This is a genomic window from Microbacterium testaceum (assembly GCF_001476285.1).
GTDB classification, from domain to species: Bacteria; Actinomycetota; Actinomycetes; order Actinomycetales; family Microbacteriaceae; genus Microbacterium; species Microbacterium testaceum_B.
The window spans coordinates 1-11,594 of the sequence record NZ_LDRU01000100.1 but is presented as its reverse complement, the minus strand read 5'-3'; the positions used below and the strand labels follow the sequence as shown (position 1 = coordinate 11,594).

The window sequence follows — 11,594 nt, the reverse complement described above, 5'->3', positions numbered from 1 at the left end:
GCGCAGTTCGTGAAGAACCCGGTCGGCTTCGTCTCGCTCGCGAAGAACCCCATCCGCACCGTCGCCGACCTCAAGGGCAAGCGCATCGGCGTCGACGCGGGCGGCAAGCTCGCCGTCGAGGCGGTGCTGAAGGCCAACGCCCTCCCCGCCGACACGGTGGAGTTCGTCTCCGTCCCCAACGGCGTCGACCCGCTCATGAACGGCGAGGTCGATGCCCTCATCGGCTTCCTCACCAACTACCCCATCGCCGTCAAGAACGCCGGCGGCGATGTGGTGACGATGTCCTTCGCCGACGCGAACTACGCGCAGTTCGGTGACGCCGTGGTCGTCAGCGACAAGGAGCTGTCCGAGAACCGCGACGAGATCAAGGCGATCATGAAGGCCAGCATCGAGGGCTGGAACAGCGCCCTCAGCAAGGGAACGGATGCCATCGCCGATATCGCCATGAAGCACGGTGGCGCCGACAACGGCCTGGACCGTCAGCTGCAGGTCGACTCCGCGGCCGTGCTGCCCTCCTTCATGCTCACGCCCGACACCGTGAAGAACGGCATCTTCACCCTCACACCGGAGCTGATCGATCAGGCCGTCTCCTCGCTCGCCGCGGCCGGCATCACGGCCGACCCGAGCATGTTCGACACGTCGCTCCTCCAGGAGGTCTACGCCGAGAACCCCGACCTGATCCCCGGCTTCACCGTGCCGGCATCCTGAACAGCCCCACCCGACACACCGACCAGAGAGGACGCCACGACATGATCCCCACTCCCGTGCGCGGCGTCCTCTTCGGCGTCGCGGGCCTCGGCGTCCTGATCGTCGCCTGGCACGTCGTCGCCGTGACGGTGTACCAGCGAGCCAACGGCACTCCGGGGCCGGTGCCCCCGCCGCTCCCGGTCTTCGCCCGCGCGATCACCGGACTGTTCGGCGGCGCGTACGCCGAGGGACTTGCGGCGACCGCGGGGGCGGCGGTGACCGGCTACGGCATCGCCGTCGTGATCGCGCTGGTGCTCGGCATCCTGGTCATGGTGGCACCGCCGCTCGGACCGCTCGCCTCGCAGCTCGGTGTCGTCGCCGCGTGCGCGCCGGCCGCCGCGATCGCCCCGATCGTCGTCCTGCTGACCCCGTCGGGAAGCCGCGGGGTCAGTGTCGTGCTGGCGTTGCTGGCGGTCGAGTTCCCGCTGATCGTCGGGGTGCTGCTCGGGCTGCGCTCCGCCGCCCCCGCGCAGATCGACCTCGTGCACGCGTACGGCGGAAGCTCCTGGACGGCGATCCGGAAGGTGCGCGTGATCTCGGCGATCCCCGCTCTGCTCGCGGCTCTGAAGCTCGCGGCCCCGGCCGCCTTCCTCGGCGCCATGACCGGCGAGTTCTTCACGGTCGGGGTCGACGAGGGCGCCGGCCGGCTGCTCATCTCGCAGCAGTACGTGGGCGACTACACCGGCATGTGGGCCATCGCCCTGCTGGCGACGGTCGTATCCGCCCTCGGATACGGCGCGATCGCCCTGCTCGGGCGTCTCCTCGCACCCTGGACCACGCACACGGGAGGTGCCCGATGACCCGCCTACCGACTTGGGTCTGGACGACCCTGTGCACCCTCGCCACCGCCGCCCTGCTGCTGGTCGGCTGGCAGCTCGCGATCTCCCTGTCCGGCCTGAGCCCGTACCTCGCCAAGACCCCGATCGACGTGTGGCGCTACCTCTTCGTCGACGGGGCGGGAAACCCCGCGGATGCCGCTGAGCGGCGCGCCGCCCTCGCGCCGATGATCGGGGTGACGCTCCTCCACAGCGCCGTCGGACTGCTCCTCGGGGTGAGCGCAGGCTTCATCGGCGCCGTGGCCCTGACGGTGTCGCGCGCGCTCCGCTCGATCTTCCTGCCCCTCGCCCTCCTGCTGCAGACCGTGCCCCTGATCGCCATGGCGCCCGTCATCTACGCCGTCTTCGGCTCCGGCATCCTGACCGCGGCAGTCGTGGCCGCGGTGGTCACCTTCTTCCCCCTGCTGATGAACATCGGCGCGGGGCTCACCTCGACCACTCCCGAGACCTCCGACCTCGTGCGCGCGTACGGCGGCGGACGATGGACGCTCCTGCGGTTCGTGCAGCTGCCGGCATCCCTCCCCTCGCTGTTCGCGGGCCTCAAACTCGCGGCCCCCGCAACCGTCTCCGCCGCCACCCTGTACGAGTTCCTGTTCTCGTTCGAGGGACTCGGCGCGAACCTGCTGACGAGCAAGTCGTACTCCGACTACGGCCTGCTTTGGACGCTCGTCGTCGTCACGGTGCTGCTGTCGCTCGCGGCCTACGGGCTCGTCGTCGCGGCCGAAACGCTCCTGCTCGCCGGTCGCTTCCCCCCGCGCGACTCGACCCTCGCTCAGAAAGGCCCCGCATGACCGCGTCCGGCATGACCGCGTCCGGCGTCCACATCCGCGGACTCACGCGCCACTTCGCCACCCGCCGCGAGACGGTCGTCGCCGTCGACGGGGTCGACCTCGACACCCCGCGCGGGTCGTTCCTCTCGCTCCTCGGTCCCTCGGGATGCGGCAAATCCACGGTGCTGCGCATGCTCGCGGGGCTCGACACGCCGACTTCCGGCGAGGCCACGGTCAACGACCTCGCGCCCGCAGCCCTCCGGCGCACCCACGCGTACGGCATCGCCTTCCAAGACCACGCCCTCCTGCCGTGGCGCACCGTGGAGCGCAACATCGCCTTCCCGTTCGAGATCGCCGGACTCCCCGTCGACAAGGAGTGGGTCACCGAGCTGCTGCACCTCGTGCGGCTCGAACAGTTCGCCAAGGCCCGCCCCTGGCAGCTCTCGGGCGGAATGCGGCAGCGCGTCGCGATCGCCCGCGCCCTGGCCCTGCGACCCGGCGTGCTCTTCCTCGACGAGCCCTTCGGTGCGCTCGACGACGTCACCCGGCAGCGCCTCAACGTCGAGTTGCAGCGCCTGTGGAGCGAGCAGCAGGCGACCACCGTGATGGTCACGCACGGCGTGCAGGAGGCGGTGTTCCTGAGCGACAAGGTCGCCGTGATGAGCCCGCGCCCGGGCCGCATCAAAGAGGTCATCGACATCGACCTCCCGAGGCCTCGCACCCTCGAGATGACCACCTCCCCGGAGTTCCACTCCTACGTCGACCGCGCCAGCGCACTCCTGTTCCACTGATCCCCCGAAAGGCCGACTCCCATGACCGAACTCACCGCCGTCGCCGCCACCCACACCGCCCCCGATCTGGATGCCGCGGAGGAGGGGATCCGCATGTACATGCGCGCGATCGGCCTCGACACCGACCACCCCACCCTCGTCGACACCCCGCGTCGCGTGGCCCACGCCGGTCTCGACCTCTTCTCGGGCATGTACGGCGACCCGCACCGCGCGCTGGGCGGCGGGGAGCCGATCGAGGGCGTGTACCCGGGGGCCGTCGCGGTGCACGACATCCCGTACTCCTCGATGTGCGAGCACCACCTGCTGCCGTTCCAGGGGGTGGTGTCGGTGGTGTACCTCCCCGACCGCTCACTCGCCGGCATCGGTGACTTCGACGCGATGCTGCGCGTGCTCGCCGCTCGTCCTCAGATGCAGGAGCGCCTCGCCGACCAGATCGCCGAGGTCGTGTCCGAGACGCTCGGCGCGAAGGGCGTGCTCGTGCGACTGACCGCGCAGCACGCGTGCATGTGGGCGCGCGGGGAACGCACCGTCGGCGCCACGGCCTTCTCTCTGGCCTCGCGCGGGGTGTACGACACCGACCCGTCCGCCCGGGCCGAGGCACGGGTGCTGCTCGGGATGCACTGACGTGACGAGCTCGACGCAGGTCGCCGCGATCGCCGCGCGGGACGGGGTCGCCCTCGTCCCCATCGGCGCGACCGAACAGCACGGACCGCACCTCCCGGTGACGACCGACACCACGATCGCGGCGGCCTTCGCCACGGCGGCGAGCGCCCGCGTGGCGAGGGACGTCGCCACCTGGGTCCTGCCCGCCGTGCCGTTCGGCTTCTCTCCCGAGCACGCCGGACGCCCCGGCACGGTCAGCCTGTCACCGCGAACGCTGCTGGCCGTGGCCGACGACATCGGTCGCGGCGTGGCCGCCAGCGGCATCCGTCGCCTTCTGTTCGTCAACGGCCACGGCGGCAACCCGGAGCTGCTGCACGTCGCCTGCCGTCAGCTCCGCGAGCGGCGGGGCCTCGCGGCGTTCGCGGTGCACGTGCCCGGACTCGCGCTGCCGCCCGAGCTCGCCGAAGGCGTGACCACGGGCGATCTCGACGCCCACGCGGGTCACTACGAGACGAGCGTGCTGCTCGCGCTCGACCCGGCTTCCGTCGACATGGATGCCGCCCGCGCCGACGGTCTCGACGAGGTGACCGCTGCGGCCGACTCGCTCACACGCCCCTTCGGCGCTGTCAGCGTGCCCTGGCACGTCGACGACCTGTCGCACTCGGGGGTGATCGGTGATCCCACGACCGCCGACGCCGGCTGGGGTGAGCGCGCGTTCGCCGCGCAAGCCGCGGCGCTGGCCGACATCGTGCGCGCCGTGGCGGCGCACCCCCTCCCGGACGAGTGGGTACACTCGCGGCGGGGGGATGCCGAATGACCGACGGTCCAGGCCGAACGCCGACCCTCCAAGAGGTCGCGACCGAGGCGAGAGTCAGTCTCGCGACCGCCAGCAACGCCCTCACCGGAAACCGCGGGGTGAGCCCGAAGCTGCGCGACCGCGTGCTGGAGGCCGCGCAGCGACTCGGATACCCACGCACGTCCGGGCGACGGCGCACCGACCGCACCACCGTGGGGATCGTGCTGCCCGACGTGCGGCATCCGGCCTACGCCGAACTCGCCCACGCCTTCGAACGGGAAGGCGCGCAGCGCGACTGGTCGCTCGTGCTCGCCGGTTCCGACTACGAGCCCGACAACGAGCTCGACGCGCTCGAGAACCTCGTGCGCACCACCGACGGCGTGCTGCTCTCGCCCTCGCGTCCGCCCCGGTCGGGCGTGCACCGGCTGCAGGCGAGCCCCGTGCCGATCGTCGCGTGCGACGAACCAGCGGATTCCGCGCTCATCGGCGGGTGGGTGCGCTCCGACAACTTCGGCGGCGGTCGCGCCGCCGCGCACCACCTGGTGGATGCCGGCGGCACCCGTTTCGCCATGCTCGGCGGCGAGGGGTACCTGCCCTCCACGAAGGAGCGGCGCGAGGGATTCCTCGCCGGGCTCGCCGATCGCGGCTTCGCGGCCGACGACGTGCTGATCATCGGCGAGAACTACGGCATGGACGGCGGGCAGAGCGCCATGGCCGAACTGCTCGAGACCGATGCCGACGTCGACGCCGTGTTCGCCGTGAGCGACCTGCACGCGGTGGGGGCGTTCTTCCGGGCCCTTCAGGAGGGGCGGCGCGTCCCCGACGACATCCTGCTGTGCGGGTTCGACGGTGTCGCATGGACCCGCCAGATCTCCCCCACGATCACCACCGTGCGACAGGACTGGGCCAAGATCGCGGGTCGCGCGATGGACATCCTCGACGCGCTCATGTCGGGCGGAGAAGGCGACCGCGCCGTCGTACCGGTCGAGCTGGTGCCCGGCGAGTCGACCCGGCGCTGATCCCGCTCCTGCGCCAGGCCCTCGGGCCGCGCGCGGGCCGAACTCCTGAGAAGTCGCGACGCGCCCGAACGGATTGACCCCGCGCACGGCTCCGTCGCCCGAAACTCAGGAGTTTCGCCCGCGTCGCGAGCCGGAGAACGGCGGATGCCACGACCTCGGGCCCTCGCGGGGCGCCGGGGTCGTGGCATCCGGTGTCTTGGGCTCAGCCGGTCACGCGTACGGGTTGGCCGTGAGCGTGTATTTCGTCTGCAGGTACTCGTGGATGCCCTCGTCGCCGCCCTCGCGGCCGAGGCCGGACTGCTTCCAGCCGCCGAAGGGGGCCGCGGCGTTGGAGACGACGCCGACGTTGAGGCCCATCATCCCGGTCTCGAGCTTGTCGATCATTCGCTGACCGCGCGCGAGCGACTCGGTGAAGACGTAGGACACGAGGCCGTACTCGGTGTCGTTGGCGAGACGCACGGCGTCGTCCTCGTCGTCGAAGGGGACGATCGCGAGCACGGGTCCGAAGATCTCCTCGCGGAGGATGTCGCTGCCCGGCTGCACGTCGGACACGACGGTCGGCTCGAAGAACGTGCCCGGGCCGTCGATGGGTGAACCGCCCGTGGTGACCGTGGCGCCGCGCTCGACGGCATCCCCCACCAGGGTCTTGGCCTTGTCGACGGCGCGGTCATCGATCAGGGGTCCGATCTGCACGCCGTCCTCGGTGCCGCGGCCGATCTTCATGCCCTGCACGCGCTCGGTGACACGGCGGGTGAACTCCTCGACGACACTGCGCTGCACGATGAAGCGGTTGGCGGCGGTGCACGCCTGTCCGATGTTGCGGAACTTCGCGAGCATCGCGCCGTCGACCGCCTTGTCGAGGTCGGCATCCTCGAAGACGACGAACGGGGCGTTGCCGCCGAGCTCCATCGAGGTGCGGAGCACGCCGGGAGCCGCCTGCTGCAGGAGCTTCACGCCGACCGGGGTGGAGCCGGTGAAGGAGAGCTTGCGCAGGCGCGGGTCGGAGATGATCCGCTCCGAGACGGGACCCGTGTTCGTGGTCGTGACGACGTTGACGACACCGGCCGGAACACCGGCGTCCTGCAGGATCTGCGCGAAGAACAGCGTCGTCAGCGGCGTCAGGGTGGCCGGCTTGATGACGACCGTGCAGCCGGCGGCGAGCGCCGGGGCGATCTTGCGGGTGGCCATCGCGAGGGGGAAGTTCCACGGGGTGATGAGGTAGCAGGGCCCCACGGGGTGCTGCGTGACGATCATGCGACCGGTGCCCTCGGGGTTCGCTCCGTAGCGGCCCTGGGTGTGCGCGGTGACCTCGCTGAACCAGCGCAGGAACTCGCCGCCGTACACGACCTCGCCGCGCGCCTCGGCGAGCGGCTTGCCCATCTCGAGCGTCATCAGCAGCGCGATGTCCTCCTTGCGCTCCTGCAGCAGGTCGAAGGCGCGGCGGAGGATCTCGGCACGCTCACGGTCGGGCGTCGCCGCCCAGGACGGGAACGCGTCGGCCGCGGCATCCATCGCCTTGACGCCGTCATCCACGCTCGCATCGGCGATCTCGATTAGCACGTCGCCGGTCGCCGGGTCGTACACGGCGACGGTCTTGCCGCCCTCGGCCGCGCGCCACTCGCCGTTGATCAACAGGCCGGTGGGTACGGATGCCAGCAGCTCGCTCTCGCGCGAATCGGTCATGGGTCCTCCTGTGTCGGGGCGGGGCGTTCCCGCTCATTCTGGTCAGCGCGCGTCTCGGCGCCGATATACGTGGCGTACAAAGCGAGCTTCTGGGTCGCCGCTGTGGACGGCTGCGGGTGGCGTGTTTGCGGGCGGGGGTGGTTGCGGCCGTCGCGGTGGTCGGGGTGGTCGGGGCATCGTCGCGCGGCCCCGACGCCGCCGTGATCACGCATAAACGCCATCCGCGCGCATAAACACGGTGTGCTCGCGTTTCTGCGCGTCGATCGCGTTTATGCGGGGGATGCCGCGGCCGCCGGCACGGCCATCACCCCCGCGAGGAACCTCTCGAGCCCCTCCGGCTCCGAGAGCGGCAGGACGTGCGCGACGTACTGATCGGGACGCACGACGACCACGGCCCCCTCGGCGCCGATCCCCCGCTCGGCGAAGATGTCGCTGCTCGTCCACGCCGAAGGCGCGGCGGCGAACACCTTCTCGAGGTCGGTCAGCCCGAGCGGTCCCGAACGGGGGCGGAACAGCGACGGCACGTCGACGACGTCCTCCCATCGACCGGGATAGATCGCCTTCACGTCGAACACCGCGTCGAGGTCGGCTCCGACGGGGGTGAGCCGCTCCACGATGGCTCGCGCATCCGTCGCCCAGGTCGCCAGCGCCGAGCCGTCAGCATCCGCGAACGCGTACACGCGCCACCGGCCGTCCGCGCGCGCGTGGTGGCCGAGATGCACGGCGTTGCCGTCGCACACCCGCACGACCTCGACGCTCTTGAAGCGCTTGCCCACCGGGAATCCGGATGCCAGCTCCCCCGCCGCATCCGCCGCGACGATCCGCGACGGGGCGTAGTGCGTGCCGAAGCCGGACGGGAACTCCGCGGTCGCGAGGTAGTAGGTCGCCAGCTCGTCGGGGTCCGTGATCTCGCCGGGCTTACGGGCCATGAGCGACGACCACTCGCGATCGAAGTCGATCAGCTGCTGCGCGACCGGGCGACGCTCCTCGTCGTAGGTGCGCAGAAGGCCGGCGGATGCCAGACCGGTCAGCACGTGGCCGAGCTTCCAGCCGAGGTTGAAGCCGTCCTGCATCGACACGTTCATGCCCTGGCCCGCCTTCGCGCTGTGCGTGTGGCAGGCGTCACCGGTCAGGAAGACGCGGGGGTTCTCGAGGTCGTCGACGAACTGGTCGGTCACCCGGTGCCCCACCTCGTACACGCTGTGCCAAGCGACCTGCTTCACGTCGATCGTGTACGGGTGAAGGATCTCGTTCGCCCGGCGGATCACCTCTTCGATCGGGGTCCGCCGCACGCGGTGGTCGTCGTCGGCCGCGACCTCACCGAGGTCGATGTACATGCGGCTGAGGTACCCGCCCTCGCGCGGGATGTGGAGGATGTTGCCCGCGGCGGCGTTGATCGCGCACTTGATGCGCCAGTCGGGGAAGTCGGTCTCGACGAGCACGTCCATGACGCCCCACGCGTGCTGCGCGGCGGCCCCGACGTGGGTGCGGCCGATCGCCTGGCGAACCCCGCTGCGCGCCCCGTCGCAGCCGACGACGTACTTCGCGCGGATCGTGCGCTCCCCCGACGCCGTGCGCACCCGCACCTCGACGTCGTCGTCATGCACCTCGAGGCCGAGGAACTCCACGCCGTAGTCGGGAGTGATGCGCGCCGGCCCGTTCGCGGCGGCCTCGGCGAAGTAGTCGAGCACGCGCGCCTGGTTGACGATGAGGTGCGGGAACTCGCTGATCTTGTAGCCGTAGTCCTCGGTGCGGGTCGTGCGGATGATCCGCTGCGGGTCGTCGGGGTCGGGCGCCCAGAAGTTCATCCACCCGATGTTGTAAGCCTCGGCGGTGATCCGATCGGCGAAGCCGAAGGCCTGGAACGTCTCGACGCTGCGCGGTTGGATGCCGTCGGCCTGACCGAGCGTGAGACGCCCGTCGCGCTTCTCGATGAGGCGCGAGGTGAGCTGCGGGAACTGCGACATCTGTGCGGCGAGCAGCATGCCCGCGGGGCCCGAGCCGACGATCAGGACGTCGACGCGGTCGGGCAGGTCGGTCGGACGGTCGATTCCCGTGCCCGCGGCGTTGTGCACGCGCGGGTCACCGGAGACGTAACCGTGGTGGTGGAACTGCATCGTTGCTCCTGACGTCGATGTCGGGCTTGTTACCGTAACGTGTGTGTTCTATATTCGAACGCACCGTTCTTCTATCGAACGAGAGGTTAGCTCGCTCATGCCCGCACGGCAAGACGCGTCTCCCGCGTCGCAGACGCTGAGCCGTGGCATCCGCCTGCTCGAAGAACTCGCGGACGCGCGCACTCCGCTCTCGATCGACGACCTCGCCGCACGCGTCGGGCTGCATCGTTCCGTGGCCTATCGCCTGCTGCGCACCCTGGAAGACCACGGGCTCGTGACGAGGGATGCCGCGGGCGCGGTGCGCCTGGGAACAGGCCTCGCTGCGCTGGCCGCGGGCGTCGCCGCCGACCTGCAGGCCGAGGCCCTGCCCGAACTGACCGCGGCGGCGAATGAGCTGGGAATGACGTGCTTCCTCGTCGTGCTCGACCACGACGAGTGCGTCACTCTCGCCAGCGTCGAGCCGCGACATGCCGTCACCGCTGTGGCGCAGCGGCCGGGGGCTCGGCATCCTGTGACCCGGGGCGCGCCCGGCCGCGCGATCCTGTCGCAGCTTCCCCCGCGTCGCTGGCCCGACACGGTCGACGCGCGCCTCGCGGCCGAGGTCGCGGACGCCGCGGAGCGCGGGTGGGCGACGAGCCACGACGAGGTGGTGCCGTCGCTGCGCGCGGTGGCGGTTCCGCTGAGCGTGCAGGGGCGTCAGCCCGCCGCGGTCGCGGCGGTCTACGTCGCGACCGCCCTCGACGACACCGCGATCGCCGCGCGCTTGGCATCCGCCGCCGCGGCCGTGCGCGAGGCGCTGTAGCCGGGCGCTGTAGCTCGCGCCCCGCTCCGCGGGCGCTCCGCACGGCTTCGCCCGAGCGCGGGTCAGCGGACCACGCGGACCCTCAGGACGCGAGGCCCGTGCCGCACGAGGAGCAGAAGCGCGCGCCCGACGGGTTCTCAGAACCGCAACCGGTGCAGGTCGCGACCACCACGAGTGGCGATCCGCACTCCCCGCAGAACTTGCCGCCGTGCGACTGCGCGCCGCACGCACCGCAGCGCGGGCGGGCCTGCGACTTCAGATCGACTCCGCCCACGAGGTCGACCGTCTCGAGCCGCTCCTGCACCTGTCGGCGTCGCGCCTCGGCCTGCAGCTGCGCGAGCTCCTCGACCGCGATCGGCGAACAGCGCACGCACTGCCCGACACCGTCGTTCCAGCAGACGTCGTCGCAGACCCAGTCGCTGCACGCGCGACACTGGTGAAACTTCGGTGCGATCTCGGCCGTCGCAGCTCGCAGTGCCTGATCCTTCGCCGGCGAGTTCGTGCCGCGATCGAGGAGCCGATCCGCCATCGAGGTGAACTGCGACACCTGCCCGCCGAACAGGTTGCCGATGCCGCGGGCGAGCCGTTGACCGGCGGCTCGCGGATCGGACCGGAAGGCCGACCGGTAGCCGTTGCCGCAGCGTTCGCAGCGGAACTCGAACTGATAGCCGTCGGGGTTCGAGAGGTCGCTGAAGTTGTCGGTGAACGGGACGAGATCGCTCATGTCACTCCTGATCGGGGGGCGGGGGCGCCGAGAGCGCCGGGTGGGGGGGAAGATCCGGGCCGCGCGCCGAACACGAGGTCGACGAGCGGTGCGAAATCGTGGTCGCGGGAGTACCGCGGGGCCTCCATGAGGAGGAGGTTGTTGATGAGCATCCCGCGCCCCATGAAGGCCCACAGCTCGAGATCGGACGCTCCCGCGTCTCGCAGGGTGCGGTACACGTCGTCGAACTGGCGGCGCGACTCGGCCCCGATGGCCGGTTCCGCGGTCGCCGCGGAGAAGGCGTGCGCCCACACGAGCAGCGCCGACGGGTTCGACAGGACGAGCTCTCGATAGGCCGCACCGAGACGCTCGCCGTCGAAGCCGCCGCTCATCGCCGCGCGGAAGACCTCGACGATCTCGGCCGCGGCGAACGCATGAGTGCGGACGAAGAGTTCGAGCTTCGACCCGAATGTGCGGATCACGTACGGCTGCGAGACCCCCATCTCGGCCGCCACCTGCCCCGTCGACGTCCCAAAGTATCCGCGCGCGGCGAAGGCCCGCACGGAGGCGGCGAGCAGCTCGGCGTCGCGCGCGGGACGGCGTCGGGGGGTCGGCATCCGCGATCCTTCCGGGAGGCGGTGTTATCGCTCGATAATACTGCGATCCGCGCGCGCAGTCACTCGACGTGCCACCCCGCCCTCCACCTGGTGCATCCACCGCGCCGGTT

Annotated in this window: 12 protein-coding genes; 8 read left to right on the top strand and 4 right to left on the bottom strand. The window is 71.0% G+C overall.

From position 1 onward, the window contains the following. The 7 genes from NS283_RS15720 to NS283_RS15690 all read left to right on the top strand — a co-directional run. Nucleotides 1-708 (top strand): ABC transporter substrate-binding protein (locus NS283_RS15720; protein ID WP_153003398.1); only part of this gene is annotated, 708 nt, incomplete at its 5' end. Nucleotides 709-749: 41 nt separating this feature from the next. Beyond that, complete coding sequence (locus tag NS283_RS15715) at nucleotides 750-1,547, top strand: ABC transporter permease subunit (protein WP_058597797.1); 798 nt, start codon at nucleotides 750-752, stop codon at nucleotides 1,545-1,547. Beyond that, nucleotides 1,544-2,374 carry an ABC transporter permease gene (locus NS283_RS15710; protein WP_058597796.1) on the top strand — a complete coding sequence of 277 codons (831 nt, stop codon included), beginning with the start codon at nucleotides 1,544-1,546 and terminating at the stop codon, nucleotides 2,372-2,374. Before NS283_RS15715 ends, NS283_RS15710 begins: the two co-directional genes overlap by 4 nt. Continuing rightward, nucleotides 2,371-3,144: an ABC transporter ATP-binding protein gene (locus tag NS283_RS15705; RefSeq protein WP_241490519.1), complete on the top strand. Its 774-nt coding sequence runs from the start codon at nucleotides 2,371-2,373 to the stop codon at nucleotides 3,142-3,144. Before NS283_RS15710 ends, NS283_RS15705 begins: the two co-directional genes overlap by 4 nt. A gap of 21 nt (nucleotides 3,145-3,165) precedes the next feature. Then, the gene (folE, locus tag NS283_RS15700; RefSeq protein ID WP_058597795.1) at nucleotides 3,166-3,768 is read left to right on the top strand and encodes a GTP cyclohydrolase I; all 603 of its coding nucleotides are present in this window, start codon (nucleotides 3,166-3,168) and stop codon (nucleotides 3,766-3,768) included. 1 nt (nucleotide 3,769) lies between these two features. Further along, nucleotides 3,770-4,564 carry a creatininase family protein gene (locus NS283_RS15695; RefSeq protein ID WP_058597794.1) on the top strand — a complete coding sequence of 265 codons (795 nt, stop codon included), beginning with the start codon at nucleotides 3,770-3,772 and terminating at the stop codon, nucleotides 4,562-4,564. Further along, nucleotides 4,561-5,562 carry a LacI family DNA-binding transcriptional regulator gene (locus NS283_RS15690; protein ID WP_058597793.1) on the top strand — a complete coding sequence of 334 codons (1,002 nt, stop codon included), beginning with the start codon at nucleotides 4,561-4,563 and terminating at the stop codon, nucleotides 5,560-5,562. Before NS283_RS15695 ends, NS283_RS15690 begins: the two co-directional genes overlap by 4 nt. 210 nt (nucleotides 5,563-5,772) lie before the next feature. Here the strand turns inward: NS283_RS15690 and NS283_RS15685 are convergent, their stop codons facing one another. Together NS283_RS15685 and NS283_RS15680 are read right to left on the bottom strand one after the other, a co-directional pair. After that, complete coding sequence (locus tag NS283_RS15685) at nucleotides 5,773-7,245, bottom strand: NAD-dependent succinate-semialdehyde dehydrogenase (protein ID WP_058597792.1); 1,473 nt, start codon at nucleotides 7,243-7,245, stop codon at nucleotides 5,773-5,775. Between the two features lie 269 nt (nucleotides 7,246-7,514). Beyond that, on the bottom strand, nucleotides 7,515-9,362 hold the full coding sequence (locus NS283_RS15680) for an FAD-dependent monooxygenase (RefSeq protein WP_058597791.1): 1,848 nt from the start codon (nucleotides 9,360-9,362) through the stop codon (nucleotides 7,515-7,517). A gap of 97 nt (nucleotides 9,363-9,459) precedes the next feature. Here NS283_RS15680 and NS283_RS15675 point away from each other — a divergent pair, with 97 nt between their 5' ends. Next, entirely contained in the window at nucleotides 9,460-10,164 is a 705-nt protein-coding gene (locus NS283_RS15675) for an IclR family transcriptional regulator (RefSeq protein ID WP_058597790.1), read from the top strand. Between the two features lie 82 nt (nucleotides 10,165-10,246). Here the strand turns inward: NS283_RS15675 and NS283_RS15670 are convergent, their stop codons facing one another. Then, a complete protein-coding gene (locus NS283_RS15670) occupies nucleotides 10,247-10,888 on the bottom strand; it encodes a zinc ribbon domain-containing protein (protein ID WP_058597789.1) in 642 nt (213 codons plus the stop codon). Next, the gene (locus NS283_RS15665; RefSeq protein WP_058597788.1) at nucleotides 10,885-11,484 is read right to left on the bottom strand and encodes a TetR/AcrR family transcriptional regulator; all 600 of its coding nucleotides are present in this window, start codon (nucleotides 11,482-11,484) and stop codon (nucleotides 10,885-10,887) included. The genes NS283_RS15670 and NS283_RS15665 overlap by 4 nt, the downstream gene beginning before the upstream one ends. Between the last annotated feature and the right edge of the window lie 110 nt (nucleotides 11,485-11,594).